Genomic DNA, 21,352 nt, shown 5'->3' with positions numbered 1-21,352 from the left:
GCAACAATATAAAAATATTTAATTTGGCGCCGGGTGTTGCGGCAGTGCGACATGAACGACGCGGGGCGGACCGGACGCGTCGCGCGGGCGGGTCGACCGGCGCTGCCATTTAAACAAGCTTTCGGCGGGCCATGGCGGCCAAGGCAGGCGGAGTCAGAGGGAAAGCTCTAGAAATCAGGGGTTTGCCGCTATAAAACGGCGCCGGATTATATGTTTCGTCCAATAAAAATATACAATATCGATCTTCCAGGAGCCTATTCATGAAACTTTCACAACTTAGTTTGACGGTTGCAGCAATCTGTATCGCTGCCAGCGCGTCCGCGGCGGACCCAAAGCTGGCCATCGTGTATGACGCGGGCGGCAAGTTCGACAAATCGTTCAACCAGTCCGCTTTTGAGGGCGCCTCGCGCTTCAAGAAGGAAACCAACATCAATTTCACCGAGGTGCAAGCCTCCAGCGACACCCAGGCCGAGCAGGTGCTGCGCGGCCTCGCGCGCAAGAACATGGACCTGATCGCCTCGATCGGCTTCGCCCAGCAGTCGGCGGTGCAGAAGGTCGCCAAGGAATTCCCGAAGGTGCGTTTCGTGCTGATCGACGGCGTGGCGCAAGGCGCCAACATCAACTCGATCACCTTCAAGGAAGAAGAAGGCTCGTACCTGGTCGGCGTGGCCGCCGCGATGGCGTCCAAAACCAAAAAACTCGGCTTCATCGGCGGCGTCGACATCCCGCTGATCCGCACCTTCGCCTGCGGCTACACCCAGGGCGCGAAGGCGGTCAACCCGAAGGTCGACGTCACCTCCAATATGGTCGGCACCACCGCCGACTCGTGGAACAACCCGGCCAAGGGCGGTGAGCTGGCCCGTTCGCAGTTCGACCGCGGCGTCGACGTGGTGTTCGCCGTGGCCGGCGGTTCGGGCCTGGGCACGCTGCAGACGGCCAAGGAAAAAGGCAAGCTGGCCATCGGCGTCGACTCCAACCAGAACCACCTGTATCCGGGCGCTATCCTGACCTCGATGGTCAAGCGCGTCGACAACGCCGTCTACGACTCGTTCATGCAGGTCAAGGCCGGCACCTGGAAGGCCGGCGTCACCGCCAAGGGCATCAAGGAAGGCGGCGTCGATTGGGCGCTCGACGCCAACAACCGCTCGCTGATCACGCCGGAGATCGAGAAGCGCGTGCTGGGCGCGCGCAAGGACATCATCGACGGCAAGGTCAAGGTCTTCGATATCCGTTCGGGCGCGGCCTGCCCGGTCTGACGCCAGTTTGAACAGCGAGCGCGCCGCCGGGGTTGTCCCCCGTGCGGCGCGTTTAACGTTTTGAGCTTTAACGTTTTACGCATTACAGTTATTTAACCGAACCGAAAACGACCCTATGCAGCCAGCAGTAGAATTTCGCGGCATCTCCAAGCATTTCGGAGCCGTCAAGGCGAACACGGACGTCAACTTCGCCATCGCCAAGGGATCGATCCACGGCCTGGTGGGCGAGAACGGCGCCGGCAAATCGACCCTGATGAGTATCCTGTACGGCTACTACCGCGCCGACGGCGGGGAGATCCTGCTCGACGGCCAGGCGCGCCGCATCCACAACAGCCAGGAGGCGATCGCCCTGGGCATCGGCATGGTGCACCAGCACTTCATGCTGGTCGAGAACATGACGGTGCTCGACAACGTCATGCTGGGCAGCGAGGGCGGTTTCAAGCTTCAATCCAAACGCGCCGCCGTCGAGGCGAAGCTGCGCGAGATCTGCGCCCGCTACCGGCTCGACGTCGATCCGCTGGCCACCATCCACGACCTGTCGGTGGGCGCGCAACAGCGCGTCGAGATTCTCAAACAGATCTACCGCAGCGCCAACATCCTGATCCTCGACGAGCCGACCGCCGTGCTGACGGCGCAGGAGACGGCGTCGCTGTTCGAGATCCTGCGCCTGTTCAAGGAACAGGGCAAGACCATCATCCTGATCACGCACAAGCTGCAGGAGATCCTCGACATCACCGACACCGTCACCGTGATGCGCGGCGGCCGCGTGATCGGCGCCGTGCCGACCGCCGGCACCACCAAGGAAGCCTTGGCCAACATGATGGTCGGTCGTCCTATCGAGAACAACCTGCCGCGCGCGCCATACAATCCGGGCGCGCCGGTGCTGCGCGTCGAGAACCTGCAGCTAAGCGACGACCAGCAGGTCAAGCTGCTGGCCGATATCGGCTTCACCCTGCGCGCCGGCGAGATCGTGGCGATTGCCGGCGTCTCCGGCAACGGCCAGAGCGAATTGATGGAGATCCTGTCGGGCATGCGCCTGCCGACCTCCGGCAAGCTCGAATTCCTCGGCAAGGACCTGCCCTTCGGCGGCCGCTCCGACGCCGACGGCCTGCCGCGCACCTTCCGCGAACTGGGCATCGCCCACGTGCCGGAAGACCGCCTGCGCGACGGCGTCGTCAAGGCCTTCTCGGTCATGCACAACACCATCCTCGGCTATCAGGACAAGCTGAAAAACAAATGGGGCCTGCTCAACTTCAAGGCCATCGCGGCCCGCTGCGACGCGCTGATGAAAAGCTTCGACGTGCGTCCCGATAACCACGACCTGCGTATCGGCCTGCTCTCCGGCGGCAACCAGCAGAAAGTGGTGATCGCGCGCGAAGTGCTGGCGCAGCCCAAGCTGATGCTGGTCGGCCAGCCCACGCGCGGTGTCGACATCGGCACCATCGAGAGCATCCACAAACAGCTGCTGGCCCTGCGCGACTCCGGCGTGGCGATCCTGCTGGTGTCGGTGGAGCTGGAGGAGGTGCGCGCGCTGGCGGACCGCATCCTCGTCATGTGCGGCGGCCGCATCACCGGCGAACTGAAAATTGAAGAATTCGACACGACCCGTATCGGCTTGCTGATGGGCGGAATGCACAAATCATGAACAAAGACCTGCCACGCTGGGCCACCGCGTTTGCCCTGCCCCTGTTGAACCTGCTGTCGGCGCTGCTGGTGACCGCGCTGGTGATCCACCTGCTGGGCGAGAGCCCGACCGAATCGCTGGCGATCCTGATCAACAGCGCCGTCGTCAATCCGGAGGGCTTGAGCTACACGCTGTTCTATGCCTCGACCTTCATCTTCACCGGCCTGGCCGTGTCGATCGCGATGGAGGCGGGCCTGTTCAACATCGGCGCCGAAGGCCAGATGTATTTCGCCGGCCTTGGCCTGACCTTGGCGATCCTAACCTTCGACAGCTCGTTGCCGGCGCTGTTCCTGATCCCGGTCGGCATGATCGGCGCGGCGCTGTTCGGCGCGCTGTGGGCGTTCGTGCCCGGCTATCTGCAGGCGAAGCGCGGCAGCCACGTGGTGGTCACCACCATCATGTTCAACTACATCGCGGCCGCGCTGATGAACACCGTGATCGTCAAGCTGGTGCCGCCGGGCGAGCAGAATCCGGCCAGCCGCGCCTTCGCGGCCGCCGCCGAAATGCCGCGCCTGAACCAATGGTTCCCGGTGCTGGGCGAAACGCCGCTCAACATCAGCTTCTTCCTGGCGATCATCGCGCTGGTGATCTACGGCGTGGTGGTGTCGCGCTCCTCGTGGGGCTTCAAGCTGCGCGCCACGGGCCTGAACAAGCACGCCGCGCACTACGCGGGCATCCGCATCAGCAAGATGATCATCATCGTCATGTTGATCTCGGGCGCGCTGGCCGGTCTCGGTTCGGTCAACTCCATCATGGGCTCGACCCACTACCTGTCGCTCAACTTCGTCGGCGGCGCGGGCTTCATCGGCATCGCCATCGCGCTGATGGGCCGCCAGCATCCGGTCGGCATCTTCCTGTCGGCCGTGCTGTTCGGCGCGCTGACCCAGGGCGGCTTCGACCTGTCGCTGGAAAAGCAGAACATCCCGCCGGAGATGGTGATCCTGGTGCAGGGCCTGATCATCCTGTTCTGCGGCGCGATGGAAAACCTGTACGCGCCGGCGCTCGCCAAACTGCTCAAACTGAAGAAGTGAGGACACTATGACTTTTGACGACCTCCATATCGGCAGTATCCTGGTCTCGACCGTGCGCAACGCGCCGGTGCTGATTTTCGCCGGCATGGCCGGCCTGTTCGCCGAGCGCTCCGGCGTGATCGACATCGGCCTCGAAGGCAAGATCCTGGCGTCGGCGTTCGTCTCGGCGGCCGTCGCCTTCACCACGCAAAACCCATGGTACGGCGTCATGGCCGGCATCGTGGTATCGATGCTGCTGGCCAGCCTCCAGGCCTACATCGCCATCACCCAGAAGGGCAACCAGCTGGTGGCCGGCATCGCCATCAACATCGCCATGAGCGGCCTGACCTTCGTGGTGGCGCAGTACATCTTCCAGCAGGGCGGCCGCACGCCGGACCTCGGGTCGGCGCGCTTGTTCGACGTGGTGCTGCCGGGGACGGCGGCGGTCGAGGGCATCCCCGTCATCGGCTGGGTGTACGCGCATCTGATCGGCGGCCATTCGGTGCTGGTGTACATGGCATTCGCCTTGGTGCCGCTGGTGCACTGGATCGTCTACCACAGCCGCTTCGGCCTGCGCCTGCGCGCCTGCGGCGAGAACCCGCACGCGGCCGATGCCGCCGGTGTCAGCGTCGAGCGCCAGCGCTACATGGCGATGCTGATCGCCGGTTTCCTTTGCTCGTTCGCGGGCGCCTACCTGTCGATCGTGCAGAGCGGCTTCTTCCTGCGCGACATGTCGGCCGGCGCCGGCTATCTGGCGCTGACGGCCATGGTGTTCGGTAACTGGCGTCCGCTGTACACCTTCCTGGGCTGCCTGATGTTCGGCTTCTTCGGCGCGGTGCAAATCCAGATCGAAGGCGTGGAACTGCCGGGCATCGGCCGCCTGCCGGGCGCGATGATCCAGATGGTGCCGTACGTGCTGACGGTGATCGTGCTGGCCGGTTTGATGGCCAAGTCGGTGGCGCCGAAATCGCTCGGCATTCCGTTCGTCAAGTCGCGCTAAGCCTCCGCCCTCTTAGCGGAACTCCCGCATATACACCAGCAGATCGGCGATCTGCTGGTCGTCGCCAATACCCCAAAAACGCATGCTGGTCCCCGGCACCACGTCGTGCGGCGCGCGCATGTAAGCGGCCAGTTTTTGCTCGGTCCAGACGATGCCCGATTTCTTCATCGCTTCGGAATACTTGAAATCCGGCGTGGCCGCCGCCTTGCGGCCGATGATGCCGTTCAGCTGCGGGCCGTAGCCGGCCTGCGCGTAGCGGCCGACCTGATGGCACGAAGCGCACTTGCGGAACGCCGCCTCGCCGGCCTTGGCGTTGCCGACGTAGCCGGCCGCGCCGGCGTGGCCGGAGCAAATGCAAGCGAACAGAATCACCAGATAGATCTTATTCATACCGCCATTATGCCCGCGCCGCCGAAGCGGCCACAACGAGTTCACGGTCAAAATTTAGCGTAACAGGTGCAGCGCTGCATATTGCAGCAGCATGATGGTTTTGCCGTCGGCGATTTCGCCGGAGGCCATCATCGCCATCGCCTGCTCCATCGTCAGCTCCAGCACTTCGATGTCCTCGCCCTCCTCCGCAACACCGCCTCCCACGCCGGGACGCGAGGCCGGATCGTATTCCGCGACGAAGAAGTGCAGCCGCTCCGTGACCGAGCCGGGACTCATGAACGCCTCGAACACCTTGTGCACTTCGCCGATGCGATACCCCGTCTCCTCCTCCACCTCCGCCTTGATGCGCACTTCCGGCGTGGCTTGGTCCAGCAGCCCGGCCGGCGCCTCGATCAAAAAGCCAGGGTGCCCTTCGACATACGCCGGAAAGCGGAACTGCCGCACCAGCACCACGGTACGCCGCTCGCGGTTGTACAGCAGGATCGTGGCGCCATGGCCGCGATCATAGGTTTCACGCGACTGGCGCTGCCAGGTGCCGTCGCTGCGGCGATAGTCGAATGTGGTTTTCTTCAGCACGAACCAGTCGTCCGATAGGGTTTCGACTTTATGGATGCGGATACGGTCTTCGGGCATGGCGGCCTTCCTTTTTTCTGATTGCGTATTTTTACGATATCATGCACTATCGTGCAATATCAAGATAATTCGTGTAAATCATGCTAACACGTCAACGCAAGGAACTACTGCTCTCCCGCCTGAAACAGGACGGCCAGATCGTCGCCAAATCATTAAGCGAGGAACTGGGATTATCGGAGGATACGATACGCCGCGACCTGCGCGAGCTGGCCGGAGAAGGCTTGCTTCAGAGGGTACACGGCGGCGCACTGCCGTTGGCGGTGCCGCTGCCCGCGTCGCCGGCGATGGGCAACTTCGCCGAACGCCAGCGAATTTCCAGCGACGCCAAACCGGCTATCGCCCGCGCGGCCGCCGCCATGATCCAGACAGGCCAGGTGGTGTTCATCGACGGCGGCACGACGGCGGTCCAGTTGGCGCGCCATTTGCCCGCCGATTTGAAGTGCACCGTCGTCACGCACAGTCCCAGCATCGCGGTCGAACTGGCCGAACATCCGCTGATCGACGTGATCATGATCGGCGGCCGTCTGTTCAAGCATTCGATCGTGGCCATGGGACCGGCCGCGCTGGACGCCATAGCGCAGATCCGCACCGATATCTACTTCATGGGCGTTTGCAGCCTGCATCCGGAACAAGGCATCAGCACCGGCGACTACGACGAGGCCGGGGTCAAGCGCGCGATCGCGGCAGCGGCGCGCAAGACGGTGGTGCTGGCGTCGCCGGAAAAGCTCGACACCGCGTCACCGTTCCAGATCGCACCGATGGAAAGCGTGGGCGCCATCATCGTCAACGCCAACGTGCCGGAGGCGCTGCTGGCGCCCTACCGCGACATGGGCATCGAGGTGGTGCTGGCCGGTTGACGGCTCAGGGCCAGATGGCTTTGAGGACTGCGGCCAAACGATAGCCGCCCCGGGTCAGCTGCATCCTGGCGTCGTCCGACGTCGGCACCGGATAGTCATCGGGCACCGACACCGGCCAGACGCCGTAGACCGCGCCGCTGGTCTTGCTGGTTTGCCTGGACATCGCTCCCGGCACCACGCCTTCATAGGCGCGTTTAGCCACCACCAACGCTTGTTCGGCCCACTGGTACGGCCAACTCACCGGATCGCCGTTATCGGCCGACATCGCCGGATTGGCCGCAATGACCGCTTCCGCGAACTGCTTCGGCGAGCGCGCGTCGATGCGACGGAAGACGTAGTTCACCACCGTGCCATCCCAATACGAATGCAGCGGGCGGGTGGCCCTCGGCGCGCGCGGCGGCCCTGGCGGCTCGACGTTTTCCGCCTCCGGTGGCGGAATCAAGCGTACGCTACTCGCGCCCAGTTTGACGTCATCGAGCAGCAGGTTGTTGCCGCCTTGTGTGGCGAACGCCGCGCCGGCGTCGAGCTGCGCCTGCCCCGCCGGCACCACGAAACCGCCGTCCTTGGCGACATACGCTTCGCCCACGTGCAGCGGCTGCGCGATATCGCCCGTCAGATGCACCAGGATCAACAGCGCCTGGCGCTGTGTGAAATTACGCGGATTGGTGGTCTGGTCGCCCTTGCCCTGCAAAGTGGCGATGCACTGCTTGAGCGTCTGCACGATATCGTCGTCGGCGGTGCCGACCGCGTGGTCGTGATACTCCGTCAGCTGGAACGGCACGTTGGTGTAGTGGTACTCGGTGTGCCGCGGATTGGCCGCCACGTAGGCCTCCATCTCCGCCGTCTGCGGACCGCAATAGGTCCCCTTGATGCAGTCGGCCCAAGTGGCGATCTTTTCCAGGCTCTCGCCGGGCAGCAGCAAGGCCTGCACGCGCTTCTCGGCGTTGCTGCCCTTGATCAGCTGATCGGCGATGGCGCCAACCGCGCGGTGGCCGTCGTTGCCCCACGCCTGCGCATTGAACGAGACGAAGGCACCGCACACCGCCGCTACCACCAATAACTTCCTCATTCCGCTTTGCCTTTGACCGGTTTCGGGTACTGCTTGTTGATGTCGAGCGCCTGCGCGTACTGCGAGCTCCAGATCTGCTCCTGCGTCGCTGCCAGGCGCTGCGCCATTTTCTCGTTCCGCATCACCACTTCCATATTACGCGACAAATCCATATACCCCCCGGCCCAGTTGCTGGTGCCGACCCACGCGATCTGATTGTCGATCACCATCGTCTTGCTGTGGATGACGCGCGCGAACGGAATGAAGCCGCCCGGCGCCACCGGTATCGTCACCACGCGGATCTCCACGTTCGGCAGCATCGCCAGGCTTTTCAGATAGGCTTGCGCGGGCTGCTCCATGTTCCAGTTGGAGACCATCAGCTTGATCTTGACGCCGCGATTGGCGGCGGCGCGCACCGCGTTGTCGATCACGGCGTAGTACGGGCGCGTACCCTTCGGTCCATAACTGAGCGGCGCGTAGTCCAGCAGCTGGATGCGCACTTCGTTTTTGGCGTCGGCCAGCAGCGCCGGCAGCCCGGATTCGGAATCGCCGATACCGGCCGGGTTGTAGCGGTTCGGACTGGCCAGCAGGAAGGTCTCCTGGCGGTAGTTGGGCACGGCGGTGATGGCGTTAAGTGCCGGCACCGCCGTGCCCTGCTCCGTCAACGCCTGCGCGCGCCAGTCCTGGTTGAAAACCGCCAGCACTTGGCCGACCAGCTTCGGATCGGTAATGCGCAGTCCCGTCTCGTGGATATGCTCGAAGGCGCGCCAATCGAAGTTCTGGCTGCCGACAAAGGCCGTGGCGCCATCGACCACCATGTACTTGGCGTGGATGATACCGTTGCCGGTCAACTTGCTGAAATCGAGGATGCGCAGTTCCAGGTTCGGAATCGCCCGCAGTTGGTCCAGGGTCGGCTTCTCCGACAGGCCCAGGCCTTTCTGTTCAAGCAGGAAGCGGATCTTGACGCCGCGCTTGCCGGCCGCCGCCAGGCGCTCGACAACCTTGTCGAACAGGCTGCCCGGCTTGTTGACCGCGTAGAACTGGCCGATCACGATCTCGGTTTTGGCGTTGTCGAACATCTCGCTCCACACCGTCGCGGGATCGCGCAGGTCGTCGCTATGCAGCGACGTTCCGACCGGCGCCGTCTGCACCAGCTCAAAGCCTGGAATGGAAAACTCGGCGCGCGCCGGCGCGGCGGATGCCAGCAGCGCCGACACGACAACGGAAAGTAAAATACGACGCATAGCGGCTACTCCAATCAATAAATTTAGTCTTGACTACCGCAGGCGCCTGATGCGCTGCTGCGTTTCGGCCTTGCCGGCCGGCTTGCCCATTTCCTCGCGCTTGACCAGATAGGCGGTCAGCGCGTCGATGGCGAGGATGCCCGTGTTGGCGCGATTGATGCCATTGGCGAACGTCGGAAAAGCATCGCCGCCTTCGGCCAGGAAGTTATTCACCATCACGCGATAGGACGACTCCCTCTGCAACGGCATGCCGTTCAGCATCACGCTATCGGGCACCACCTTGCTGCCTTCGCCGCGCTTCGCATCCCACTGATAGGTGAAGCCGTCGGACACCTGCAGCAGCCCGCGCCACGAGTCGCGCCCGCCGATCCACTGCTGCTCCAGCAGATCGTAGATCTGCCACCCTTTGAAATTCATCGCCACCAGTTTATTCCCGAACGGCAGCACCACCAGTGCCTGGCCGACGGCGACGCGTCGACCCGCGCCGCTTTCCAGATCGCTGCGGATGCCGCCGTCGTTCATGAAAGCGATCTGCACGCCAAATGGACGTCCCGCCGCCAGCACCGAGTCGGCCACCAGATCGCCCAACGGCGACTCGCCATTGTCATCGAGCGCGCGCCCCACGACGGGGACCGCCAGCGCCGCCACCGGACGCGCCAGTTGCGCCGCGCTGCGCTCGCGCGCCTTCTTTAAATAGGCATCGAGTGCCGGATCGGCCGGCCAGGTTCCCGGCACCATCACCTCCTGCGTGGCGCTGGCGTCCTGCAGCGTGTTGGTGTTGGTATCGACCCTGAGCTTGATGCGCCCCATCACATGGCCCGCCGAATCGGACTGCGTCACCAGGCGGCCGTCCACCCGGCACAGATAACCCTTGTGCGAGTGGCCGCTGACCACCACGCGGATCGCCGGATCGAGGCGTTTGACCACGTCGACCACGGGACCGGTTAGTTGGCTGCAATCCTGCTGGTCGAACTTCTCGACGGTGGTGCCGCCCTGGTGCAGCAGCACGACGAACACGCCCACGCCCTGCTTGCGCAGTTCGGGCAACTGGCGGTTGATCGCATCCGCCTCGTCGATGAAGTCAAGGCCGGCGATGCCGGAGGCCAGCGAGGTTTCGGCGGTCTCGCGCAGCACGGTGCCGATAAAGGCCATCTTGACGCCATGCGCGGTCTCGATCCTGTAGGCCGGCAGGATCGGCTTGCGCGTGACCATGTCGATCACGTTCGCCGCCAGATAGCTGAATTGCGCGCCGGCGTAGTCCGGGTCGAACTTGCAGGCCTTGTCGGCGCGCGGCGATTTGCAGCCGCCCTTTTGCTGGCGCAGCAGCTCGACGCGGCCGGCATCGAATTCGTGATTGCCGACGGTGCTCGCGCGTAGTCCCAACAAATCCATCGCGGCCATGGTCGGCTCGTCGGCCCACATCGACGAGATGGCCGGGCTGGCGCCAATCAAATCGCCGGCGCCCACCAGCAGCAGTTCCGGGTCCTGCTTGCGCCAGGCTTGCAGCGCCGCGCCCAGCGTATCGATGCCGCCGGCCATCACCGTGCGTGCGTCGCGATCGCGCACGCTGTCCCACACATACTTGCTCGGTTCGAGGTTGCCGTGGAAGTCGTTGAGCGTGGCCAGTTGCACCTCGACGACGCCCGGCGGCAACGGCGGCCCAAACGCGCAGCCGCTGGACAGGACCGCCAGCGCGCCCGCCAAGACGGCACGGGCGACGGAACTCAAAGGTTTAGTCATTCCTGATCAACTTGGAAATAATCAAATATTGTACAGCCCGGGCCGGCCGAAAAACGCCGCCGGGTCCCGCGAAAATATTACGTTACAAACCGTTCCGGAATAAAAAAACGGCTGATGTCGCCACCAGCCGTTTGGGATCACAGACGTGCTACGAAATTAGAACTCGTAGCGCACCGTTGCCTGAATGGCCCACTGCGATTCGCCCTTGACTTGACGGACATCGACGCTTTCGACATCGCGCACGCGGTACACGTACTTGCCGGATGCATCCAAACCTTGGTAATCGACAAAGCTGCGTGCCACACCGCCATTGCTCTGGAAGCCGACTTCATTGATACGGCCCCACTTCTTGTTCAACAGGTTGCCGAAGTTGAAGATGTCCAGCGAGAACGTCGCCTTGTTGTTGAAGAAGCCTGGAATTTCCTGGGCGATGCGAACGTCGAAGCTATTGGTCCATGGCGCGAAGTCGCTGTTGCGATCGACGACGCGGCCTTTCGAATTACGCAGCACGCCATTGGAATTGACGATGCTCCAGAACTTGTCTTCGTTGGCGTGGTTAGTGGCCGTGTCGCCATAGAACACCACCTGGCCCGAACCCGGCGCCGAAGGGATGAACATCAGGTCGTTGCCGGCCAGGCCGTCACCGTTCAAGTCATTGTTGACGGTCCAGCTGTAAGGCTTGCCCGAACGACCTTCGTAGAACACGCCAAAGGTGGTGTTGTAGCTGCCGAAGAAGCGCTTGCGGAAGTTAAGCAGCGCGCTGATACGGTCTTTCACCAGGTAGGTCGAGTTGGCGTTGACTTCCTCGTTCGGATTGAAGGTGGCGCGGCTCGAGTAGTTCGACGCCGAGGTCGACGACGTCAGCGGCGATACTTCCTTGGCCGAGGTGTAGCTATACGCAGCCGACCAGCTCCAGCCGTTCATCATCGGACGGGTCAGCGAGACGGTGGCGACATTGCTGTAGCCCTGGTCGGTCTTGGTGGCGACCAGCACGTTGTTGAACGACGAGTTGCTCAACGCCTTGGCGACAAAGCCTGCGCAGGTGCCATTGCTGATCGAAGCACCGGTTGCCGACCAGCAAGCCTGGTTGTAACCTTGCGGGCTGTAGTACAGCGAGCGGCCATCGGTGCCGGTGCGGGTGGCCACGCCCAAGTTGGCGTTCTGGTAGTAGATCGCGTCATTGGCCTTGGTTTTCAGGAATTCGGCGCTCAGGACCAGACCGTACCATGGCAGTTCCGTTTCAACCGCGATATTCGCTTTCCACACCGAAGGCTGCTTCAGGCCAGGGGCCAGGATGTCGACGTTGGCGGCGGGGACCGAACCGGTGAAGTTGGTCACCTGATTGTTGATGTCCGTACGGAACAAGCCGTCGGCGCTTGGGCACGCCGCGTAGCCGGCAATACCGCAACCAACGGTGCGGGTCTGAACGCCGGTGTTGGAGAACGGATTGGACAACCAGACGGTCAAGGCGGAGCCTTGGAACAGGCCGGCGCCACCACGAATTTGCGTTTGACGCGCGGTGTCGAGCTTGTAGTTGAAACCGGCGCGCGGCTGGAACAACTTCTGGCCATCGAAGGTATTGGTGTTGTCCATGCCAAAACCACCGGTGGCGCGGGTGTTGGTGGCGGCGTTGCCGGCGATAGCCGCCTGCGCCACGCGGTCGTTGCGCAGCGGACGCTCGGCGACATCGGTGCCGTCGACGCGCACGCCGAAGCTCACGTTCAGGTTCGAGCTGACAGCCCAGGTGTCCTGGATGAAGGCACCGTAGTTCTTCATCGTGAATTGCGAAACGGCGTCGTCCAGGGTCAGGCCCGGATTCGCCACCTGCACGCTATAGCTGCTCGGACGGCCGCGGCGGAAGTTTTCCAATACTGCCGCTTCATTCTGGGCGTTGGTGGCCGTGCCGCAGGTGAGGTTCTGGTTGTTATTGAACTGGTACGCGATGCCGTTGATGCAACCGAAGGTGTAGTTGCCCCAGACGTTTTGCAGGAACGCGTTGTAAATCTTGTTGCGGCTGTAGTCGCTGCCGAACTTGATTTCATGGTCGCCCAGCGACCAGTTGGCGCCGGCGTAGGCGTCGATGGTCTTGGTGCCCAGGACGTTGCGCTGACGGCTGTTGTCCGTACCGAAGAACAGCGTGCGGTTGGCCGACGAGACGGTCGACGGCGTGCCAGGCGGCAACGCGCCGGAGAATTGCAGGCCGATCAACGGCAGCTGCGCATTCAGCTTAGGCACGGAATCGTAGTCGCGCGAGGACAGCTTGAACTCGGTCGAGAACGTAGGCGTCCAGTCCGACAATACCTGGGCGACCTTGGTTTCGATGGTCTTGCCCTGTTGGTACCACTCGCTGTTGAGCGACAGGCCGGTGGCCGACAGGCCGCTGAAGATAGGCTCGGTCTGGTCCGTCTTGGAATAGCGGAACATGGCGCGATGATTGTCGCTGATGTTCCAGTCGAATTTGACCAACTTGTCGGTGACATCCAGCGCGGCGCCCGACGGCACATTGCTGTTGCCGATGTCGATGCCATAGGCGGTCTGCGCGATCGACTGCGCCGACGCGATCGCCGACGGGGTGATGCCGACGTTGGTCACCGAGCTGCCCAGTGGGCCGAAGGCCGGCGCGGCGCGGGTCGATTCCAGCTTTTCCCAGCCAGCGAACATGAACAGTTTGTCCTTGATCAGCGGCAGGCCGATGGTGCCACCCTTGGTGGTTTCCTTGAACGGCGCCGGTGGAGCGTAGGTGTTGTTGGTCGCGTTGTAGCGGTCGCCGGCCATGCTGTCGTTACGGAACACGTAGTAGACGCTGCCCTTGACGGTGTTCGTGCCGGACTTGGTGACGGCGTTGATGTTGCCGCCGGTGTAGCCCTTCTGGGTCACATCGTAGTTGGCGACGTTGACTTGCACCGACTGGATGGCGTCGATCGAGATCGGCTGCTTGGCGGTCGGCGAACCGCTCGCTTCCAGGCCGAAGGTATCGTTGACGGATACGCCGTCGATGGTCAGCGAGTTGTAGCGCGAGTTCTGACCGGCCACCGACATTTCGCCGCGCTCTTTATCGGTCTGCGACACGCGCGGGTCGGCACGGGCGTAATCCTGCAGGTTGCGGTTGATCGAACCCTGGATCGCCAGTTCGGTCGCGCTGATGCTGGTGCCGGCGCCCATGTTCGATTTGTTGAATTTATCGGAACGGGCGGCAGTGCCGGCGATGGTCACGGTCTGCATGGCCGGCGCGCCCAGGGTGGCGTCGACGCTGGCAGTTTCAGCCAATTGAATGTAGACGTCCTTGCGCGTTTCCGTGACGCCGTCTTTGGTGATGGTAATCGTGTACGGCCCGCCAGTACGCAAGCCACGCTGCACATAACGACCCTCGGCATCGGTCACCACATTGGTGACGGAACCCGATTCGGTGTGGAGGATGGACACTACGGCACCCGCCGCAGGCTTGCCGTCAGCCACCGAGACGCGGCCGCCGATGGCCGACGTCGTGTTCTGTGCAAAGGCCGGTGCCGCCGCTAGCGCGATAGACAGGCTGAGCGCTATTTGCGTCAGCTTGAGCCGTTTATGATTGATCATTGTATAACCCCAAAAAAGACTAATAGTTATGTGGAAATCCTGCGGATGGCGGGACTCCTCTTTACGTTTGCTGCAACTGGTCGAGCCGCCCAAATCCCGGCGTGCCAACGGCAGCGGGTGAGTGTAACGGCTTAATATGTCAGGGCTGTGACGTCGGTAGGTGACGCTTCCGCCTGGTTTGCCACTTATCTACTGAACTGTGTGAAAGCAATAATCTTGCTTTTTTGGATCATTTCATCCAACTATGCAGGATCGAAAAAAGCATGACAAATACGATTTATTTTAAGAATTCAGATGAAAAATATATAAATAGGGCGAAATTATGAGGCGAGTGCAACTACGACGTGGAATAAGCCGGAATTATAAATCAGCCATTCTTACGTGAAATCTTTTCATTGGTATAAATGCAAAAATCAGCACGACCCTCGGCGCTTATGTCGCATCGCGGCCACAGAGTGAAAAAAAATGTCGCGGCGCATGCCACAGAGAGGAATTTATGACAACAGTCGGATGCTGCTGTGCGGAAGGATATTTTGTAACAAACAACAGAATGGTGTGGGTTGCGCACCACACCACCCAGCTGTTGAGCCAGCTTTTCGCCGCCGATGCCCGGCGGGTTAGCGCGCTGGCTTGCTTTGCGACGCAGCAATTTCAGCTTCAAATTTGCTGAACTTGCCGTCTAATCCCTTCAACAGCCGCTGCTTGTGGGCTTCGGCCAGGAAGGAATAACGGATGCTGTCGTAGGACAGTTTTTTGACTTCGGCATAAGTCGGCTGATAACGGGCCGCGTACAGCACGAATTCGCCCGACAAATTATTACGCGACACGCCGGCATCGTCGGTCGACAGCACGAACGGCACGCCATATTTGCGATACAACGTGACCGGGTGCGCCGCGCCCTTCACGCCCAAAATAAAGTCATTACTACTGAGATTGACCTCGACCGGGATCTGCCGATCACGCATTTTTTTCATAATGCCCAGCGGGTTGGTCTCGTGGGCGATGTCCATGCCGTGGCCGATGCGGCTGGCGCCGGCGACATCGATGGCGTCGCGGATGTGGAAGGTCAGACCCTCCGGCGGCACCATGCCCAGCGACAGCTCGCCGGCGTGCAGCGCCAGTTTCACCTTCGGATATTTCGTCTTCAGGAATTTAAACATCTGCATGTGCATCGCGTAGTCGCGCATCGCCACATGGACGCTCTCCTGGCCGACGATGTTCACGCCGACGATCATCGGGCTGGAGGAAGCCAGCTTAAAGCTCGACACCATCTGCGAAAACACCTGCGACGGCGACAGGAAGCGCAGCGCGAACGGCTGGTAGCGCATCGTGAAATCGGCGTCGTCGATGCCGGCGCCGGAAGTCTTGACGTTTTCCAGGTAGGCGGCGATCCAGCCCTGGAAGGCCTTGTCGTCCTCGAGTTTGGCGCTGTAGGCGGCCAGGTCGGCGTCGGTCACGCCGCCGGCGATGGCTTTGTCGTCGAAGGCCTTGTCCTGCGCGATCGGTGCGATCTCGTAGATGGTCTCGATGTAGCTCAGGTTTTCCTGGATGGCGCGCTGCTTCAGTGTCTTCAGGCCTTCGGCGGCATTGGTCGACGCCACCGGATTGAAGTAGGCGAAGGTGTCGAAGAACTGGCGGTCCGGCGGCGACTGCACCGCGCCATGGTTGTGGAAGTCCTTGTCCGACCATTTCTGCAGCAGGTTGGCCAGCACCGTGTTGTTCTGCAAGACGTCCTGGCCGGACAGGCACGCGCGCTCGGCCAGCGGTTTGGCGCGCTCGCTGGCGACGGTCTCCTTGCTGACATCGATCATGAAGCTGTTCTTGTTGACGCAGTAGCCCTGCTTGTCCACCCACTCCAGATACTGCTCGGCGTAGATCGCGCCGGAATAGTGGTGGTGCAGATCGCCGCCCTTGGGCATCATCGTGAAGAACATCGTCAGCTCGGCCAGTTTCGGCTCCTTGCCCGAGACCAGCGAGGCGAAATGGCTCTTGACGATGTCCTCGTTGCTGGCGGCGTGGGCGCCTTGCGGCAAGGCGCAGAACACGGCGGCGGCGAGGGCGACGGCCTTCAGGCTGGCGATATTTTTTTGCATGTGGCTTCCAATGTGAATTAAGTCCGTTCCTATCCCGACGATTAAATCGAGGCGCGGGCGTGCACCTTGCGGCCGGCGGAATATGTCGCCGCGATGGCGCGGTCGTCGCCCAGCAACGCCAGCGCGAACAGCAATTCCTCCAGGCTTTCGACGCGGTCGGTGCGCCGCTGCAGCAGCGGCGTGGCCTGCGGATCGACGACGATGAAGTCCGCCTCCGCGCCGGCGCTGAAATTGCCGATCGTGCCTTCAAGCTGCATGCTGCGCGCCGCGCCCAGCGTGGCCAGGTAAAACATCCGCAAAGCCGGCAGATAACTGCCGCCCAAGCGCGCTACTTTATAGGCTTCATTCATGGTTTGCAACATCGAGAACGAGGTGCCGCCGCCGACATCCGTCGCCAGAGACAGCAGAACGCCTGCCGTGTCGGCCCGCTCGAAGTCGAACAGACCGCTGCCCAGGAACAGGTTGGAGGTCGGGCAGATGGCGGCGGCGGACCGGGTTTCGGCCATGCGCTCGCGGTCGCGCTCATCGAGCCAGATGCAGTGGCCGTACATCGCGCGTGGACGCATCATGCCGTAGCTGTCGTAGACGTCGATGTAGCTGCGCGACTTGGGGAACAATTCGCGCACCCACGCGCATTCGGCCTCGTTCTCCGATACGTGGGTCTGGATGAAGGTGTCCGGATAGGCGCGCGCCAGTTCGCCGGCCAGGTGCAATTGCTCCTCGGTGGACGTGGGCGCGAAGCGCGGCGTGATCGCGTACAGCGAGCGGCCATGGTTGTGCCAGCGCTTGATCAGCGCCTCGGTGTCGCGGGCGCTCGATTCGGCGGTGTCGCGCAGGTAATCGGGACAGTTCCGGTCCATCATCACCTTGCCGGCGACCATGCGCAGGCCGCGCTGTTCGCTGGCGGTGAAGAAGGCGTCGACCGATTGCGGATGCACGCTGCAATAGACCATGGCGGTGGTGGTGCCGCAGCGTAGCAGCTCGTCGAGGAAGAAGTCTGCCACGCCGGCCGCGTGCGACGGGTCGCCGAATTTGCTCTCGACCGGGAAGGTGTAGGTCTCCAGCCATGGCAGCAGGCCTTCGGCCGGCGAGGCGATCATGTCGGTTTGCGGGTAGTGGACGTGTGTGTCGATAAAGCCGGGCATCAGCAGCTTGCCGCTGTAGTCGTGCACTACGGTTTCCGGCGGGAGTGTGGCGTGAAGCGTGGCGTAGTCGCCCGCCGCCTGGACTTTGCCGTCGGCGACGATCAGCAGGCCGTCTTCATGCCAGTCGTGCGACTGGTCGCTGAAGGCCGGATCGGCGAGGAAGTGGAGCAAGCTGCCTCGGTAGGCTTGCAGGTTTGGGGGGGACATAAGTTCTCTCAAAAATTTGGTGGTTCTACGTCGGGCGGATTAGGCGGAACGCCGTAATCGGCCATCGATGAGCCGACGGCGGCACATGCGTGGCCGATTACGCTGCGCTAATCCGCCCTACGTGGTTTAACGTTAGACTCTGCTGCGCTTCCCAGACCATTAACAGTTGGGCGCAAACCGAGGCGGCGATGGCGGCGGGCAGCTTGTTTGTGATGCCGGCCAGGCCGATCGGACAGACCATGGCGTCTATGCGGTCCTTCGGCAGGCCGCGCGCGGCCATCCTGCGTTCGAACTGCACGCGCTTGGTCCTGGAGCCTATCAAACCAAACCAGCCGACGTCCGCGCGGGCCAAAATCGCTTCGCTCAAGCGCTGGTCGAGCGCGTGGCTGTGGGTCATCACCAAGTAACTGGCGCCGGCCGGCGCGCCGGCGACAAGCGCCTCCGGCACGTCGGTCGCTTCCACCGTGACGTTGGCGGGTATCGTCGACGGGAACATCTCCTCACGCTCGTCGACCCAGGTCACCGTGCACGGCAACTCGCCCAGCATGCGGACGATGGCCGCGCCGACATGGCCGGCGCCGAACAGCAGCAGGTGCGCGCGCAGAGCGAGGCACGGATCGGCAAGCCAGCGGCGACCGGTAGCGTCTTTCACCACATGCGTGCCGCGCTTGCGGTCAACCAATGGCGCGCCTTCGCCCTCCCCCGCGACCACCCTGCCATCGGCATCCAGCAGCAGCGCGCAAGGAGGGCCGTCGATGGCGCCCAGGCGCCAGCTGTCTTCGCGGCGGCGCGTTCGCAAGCTTTCCAGCACCGAACGCAGCGAAACATCGATCAACTCGAACGCAAGATGGACCACGCCGCCGCAGCATTGACCCAGCGTCGGGCCGAGCGCGTAACGCTCCAGCCGCGCCGCGCCAGCGCCGGCCAGCATCCCGCGCGCCACCTCGACCGCGCACATCTCCAGATGCCCGCCGCCGATGGTGTCGACCTGGCCTTGCGCGGTGACCAGCATCTTGGCACCCGGCTCGCGCGGGCCGGAGCCTTCGACGATGGCCACCGTCACCAGCACCGCCGGTTCCGTGATCCGGGCTGTCAGCCACTCGTCCACTTAAGCCGCCATTTCCACCGCGGACACCGCGCGCAGTATCTCTTCGCTGGTCGCGGGCGCGTTCAGCGGCGGGTTGACGCGATGTCCGCCGACGCTGGAAATCGCATCGCGGATCGCAAAGAACACCGAGAACGGCAGCAGCAACGGCGGCTCGCCCACCGCCTTGGAGCGGTGGATGCTGTCCTCCACATTGCCGTTGTCGTACAGCTTGACGCGGAAGTCCTCCGGGCAGTCGGACACGCCGGGAATCTTGTACGTGGATGGCGCGTGCGTCATCAGCTTGCCCGCCGGGTTCCACCACAACTGCTCGGTGGTCAGCCAGCCCATGCCCTGGATGAAAGCGCCCTCCACCTGGCCGATATCGATGGCTGGATTGAGCGAACGGCCGGCGTCGTACAGCGCGTCCGCGCGCAGCAGCTTCCATTCGCCGGTCAGCGTGTCGACCACCACCTCGGACACGGCGGCACCGTAGGCGTAGTACGAGAACGGATGGCCGTTCATGGTCTTCGGGTCCCAGTGCAGGCCGGGCGTGGCGTAGAACCCGTCGGACCACAACTGCACCCGTGCCAGATACGCCTTCTGCACCAGTTCCGGGAACGGCACGGCATGGCCGTTGACGTGGACGGCGTTGTCGAAGAAGCGCACCGGCTGGCCGTCATCGTCGCCATACAGTTTGACCGCGTAGGCGGACAGGCGCTCGCGGATCTGGCGCGCGGCATCCTGCGCCGCCTTGCCGTTCAAATCCGCGCCGGTCGATGCCGCCGTCGCCGACGTGTTCGACACCTTGCTGGTGTCGGTCGCCGTCGCGCGCACATGTTCCATGTCCAGGCCAAGTTCATGCGCCACCACCTGCATCACCTTGGTGTTGATGCCCTGCCCCATCTCCGTGCCGCCATGATTGACCAGCACCGAGCCGTCCACGTACACGTGCACCAGCGCGCCGGCCTGGTTCAAGTGGGTCACATTGAAGGCGATACCGAACTTCAGCGGCGTGAGCGCCAATCCTTTCTTTAAGATCGGGCTGCCCGCGTTGAAGGCGTCGATGGCCTTGCGGCGGGCGCGGTATTCGCTGGTTTTCTCCAGCTCCGTCGTCAGCGCCTCGATGACGTTGTCGACGATCTCCTGGCCGTAAGGCGTGACGTTGCGCTCCGTCTTGCCATAGAAATTCAGGCGGCGGATATCGAGCGCGTCGCGGCCCAGGTTGCGGGCGATTTCGTCGATCACGTATTCGATGGCAATGGCGCCCTGCGGACCGCCAAAGCCCCGGAAGGCGGTATTCGATTGGGTGTTGGTCTTGCCGCAGGCGGCGCGGATGTCGACGTCCGACAGATAATAGGTGTTGTCGAAGTGGCAGACGGCGCGCGTGGCCACGGGGCCGGACAAGTCGGCCGAATAGCCGGCGCGCAGCGTCATGTCGACCTTGGCGGCGAGGATCTTGCCGTCGTCGTCGTAGCCCACTTCATATTCGTAGAAGAAGCAATGCCGCTTGCCGGTGACGAGCATGTCGTCGTCGCGGTCGGCGCGCAGTTTAACCGGCCGGCGCAGCTTGGCGGCGGCGATGCCGGCGGCGGCGGCCCACAGCGCCGATTGCGATTCCTTGCCGCCGAAGCCTCCGCCCATACGGCGGCACTCGACCTGCACCTTGTGCGAATGCACGCCGATCGCATGGGCGACGACGTGCTGCATCTCGCTCGGGTGCTGGGTGGAGCACTGCACCAGCATGCCGTTGTCCTCCTTCGGGATCGCGTAGGCGATCTGGCCCTCAAGATAAAACTGTTCCTGGCCGCCGACGAACAGCTGCCCCTTGACGACGCGCGGCGCCGCGTCGAACGCGGTCTGGAACTCTCCGCGCTGGAGCCGCATCGGCGGCAGCACGTACGATTGCGCGGCCTTGGCCTCCTGCGGCGTGAAGATGGCCGGCAGCTCATCGTATTCGACAACGGCGCGGCGCGCGGCGCGGCGGGCGTTGTCGTGCGTGTCGGCGACAACGACGAAGATCGGCTGGCCGACATACATCACCTCTTCCACGCAGAAGATCGGGTCATCGTGGATGATCGGGCCGCAGTCGTTGGTGCCGACGATATCGCCAGCGGTGTACACCGCCACCACGCCGGCCGAGGCACGCACCGGCACGAGGTCGATCGCGGTGATGCGCGCGTGCGCCTTCGACGACAGGCCCAGCGCGGCGTGCAAAGTGCCTTGCAGCTCGGGGATGTCATCGGTATAGGTGGCCTGTCCAAGCACGTGCAGCTCGGCCGATTCATGCGGGCGGGCGACGCCGACGGCCTTCCACGCCTCGGCGGCGGCGGCCTTGGCGGCGTCCAACGCGATTGGCGCAAGTTCAGGAGCGGCTGGATGGTTCAT

The 21,352-nt window shown here is 63.0% G+C and carries 15 protein-coding genes; 5 read left to right on the top strand and 10 right to left on the bottom strand.

Annotated elements, in window-relative coordinates; all coding sequences use genetic code 11:
* The first annotated feature begins 260 nt into the window (after positions 1-260).
* The 4 genes from MRBLMU1_RS12700 (at position 261) to MRBLMU1_RS12685 (ending at position 4,950) form a co-directional block, all read left to right on the top strand.
* On the top strand, positions 261-1,256 hold the full coding sequence (locus MRBLMU1_RS12700) for a BMP family lipoprotein (RefSeq protein WP_363501814.1): 996 nt from the start codon (positions 261-263) through the stop codon (positions 1,254-1,256).
* A gap of 115 nt (positions 1,257-1,371) precedes the next feature.
* Positions 1,372-2,901 carry an ABC transporter ATP-binding protein gene (locus MRBLMU1_RS12695; protein WP_363501812.1) on the top strand — a complete coding sequence of 510 codons (1,530 nt, stop codon included), beginning with the start codon at positions 1,372-1,374 and terminating at the stop codon, positions 2,899-2,901.
* A complete protein-coding gene (locus MRBLMU1_RS12690) occupies positions 2,898-3,971 on the top strand; it encodes an ABC transporter permease (RefSeq protein ID WP_414646069.1) in 1,074 nt (357 codons plus the stop codon). The genes MRBLMU1_RS12695 and MRBLMU1_RS12690 overlap by 4 nt, the downstream gene beginning before the upstream one ends.
* Positions 3,972-3,978: 7 nt before the next feature.
* On the top strand, positions 3,979-4,950 hold the full coding sequence (locus MRBLMU1_RS12685) for an ABC transporter permease (protein ID WP_315212049.1): 972 nt from the start codon (positions 3,979-3,981) through the stop codon (positions 4,948-4,950).
* Positions 4,951-4,962: 12 nt separating this feature from the next.
* Here MRBLMU1_RS12685 and MRBLMU1_RS12680 read toward each other — a convergent pair whose 3' ends face one another.
* The gene (locus MRBLMU1_RS12680; RefSeq protein ID WP_363501810.1) at positions 4,963-5,340 is read right to left on the bottom strand and encodes a c-type cytochrome; all 378 of its coding nucleotides are present in this window, start codon (positions 5,338-5,340) and stop codon (positions 4,963-4,965) included.
* A 54-nt stretch (positions 5,341-5,394) separates the two neighbouring features.
* Entirely contained in the window at positions 5,395-5,973 is a 579-nt protein-coding gene (locus MRBLMU1_RS12675; protein WP_363501808.1) for an NUDIX domain-containing protein, read from the bottom strand.
* Between the two features lie 80 nt (positions 5,974-6,053).
* Here MRBLMU1_RS12675 and MRBLMU1_RS12670 point away from each other — a divergent pair, with 80 nt between their 5' ends.
* The gene (locus tag MRBLMU1_RS12670) at positions 6,054-6,830 is read left to right on the top strand and encodes a DeoR/GlpR family DNA-binding transcription regulator (protein ID WP_363501806.1); all 777 of its coding nucleotides are present in this window, start codon (positions 6,054-6,056) and stop codon (positions 6,828-6,830) included.
* 4 nt (positions 6,831-6,834) lie between these two features.
* Here MRBLMU1_RS12670 and MRBLMU1_RS12665 read toward each other — a convergent pair whose 3' ends face one another.
* The 8 genes from MRBLMU1_RS12665 to xdhB form a co-directional block, all read right to left on the bottom strand.
* Positions 6,835-7,899 carry a S1/P1 nuclease gene (locus MRBLMU1_RS12665; protein WP_363501804.1) on the bottom strand — a complete coding sequence of 355 codons (1,065 nt, stop codon included), beginning with the start codon at positions 7,897-7,899 and terminating at the stop codon, positions 6,835-6,837.
* Positions 7,896-9,122, bottom strand: a complete 1,227-nt coding sequence (locus MRBLMU1_RS12660) for a phospholipase D-like domain-containing protein (RefSeq protein WP_363501802.1) — start codon at positions 9,120-9,122, stop codon at positions 7,896-7,898. The genes MRBLMU1_RS12665 and MRBLMU1_RS12660 overlap by 4 nt, the downstream gene beginning before the upstream one ends.
* Before the next feature lie 33 nt (positions 9,123-9,155).
* Positions 9,156-10,862, bottom strand: coding sequence for a bifunctional metallophosphatase/5'-nucleotidase (locus tag MRBLMU1_RS12655; RefSeq protein WP_363501800.1), 1,707 nt, complete (start codon positions 10,860-10,862; stop codon positions 9,156-9,158).
* A 156-nt stretch (positions 10,863-11,018) separates the two neighbouring features.
* Positions 11,019-14,435, bottom strand: coding sequence for a TonB-dependent receptor (locus MRBLMU1_RS12650; protein WP_363501798.1), 3,417 nt, complete (start codon positions 14,433-14,435; stop codon positions 11,019-11,021).
* A 617-nt stretch (positions 14,436-15,052) separates the two neighbouring features.
* Positions 15,053-16,528 (bottom strand): adenosine deaminase, encoded by a 1,476-nt coding sequence (locus tag MRBLMU1_RS12645; RefSeq protein WP_363501796.1) that lies wholly within the window; start codon positions 16,526-16,528, stop codon positions 15,053-15,055.
* Positions 16,529-16,569: 41 nt separating this feature from the next.
* Positions 16,570-17,880, bottom strand: a complete 1,311-nt coding sequence (gene guaD, locus MRBLMU1_RS12640) for a guanine deaminase (RefSeq protein WP_363501794.1) — start codon at positions 17,878-17,880, stop codon at positions 16,570-16,572.
* 97 nt (positions 17,881-17,977) lie between these two features.
* On the bottom strand, positions 17,978-18,988 hold the full coding sequence (xdhC, locus tag MRBLMU1_RS12635; RefSeq protein WP_363501792.1) for a xanthine dehydrogenase accessory protein XdhC: 1,011 nt from the start codon (positions 18,986-18,988) through the stop codon (positions 17,978-17,980).
* Positions 18,989-21,352, bottom strand: coding sequence for a xanthine dehydrogenase molybdopterin binding subunit (gene xdhB / locus MRBLMU1_RS12630; RefSeq protein ID WP_363501790.1), 2,364 nt, complete (start codon positions 21,350-21,352; stop codon positions 18,989-18,991).

The sequence above is a fragment of the Burkholderia sp. LMU1-1-1.1 genome, assembly GCF_040675865.1.
In the GTDB taxonomy this organism is placed as follows: domain Bacteria; phylum Pseudomonadota; class Gammaproteobacteria; order Burkholderiales; family Burkholderiaceae_D; genus Rugamonas.
Note: the sequence above shows the minus strand (reverse complement) of the source record. Positions and strands in the feature narration are given on the sequence as shown.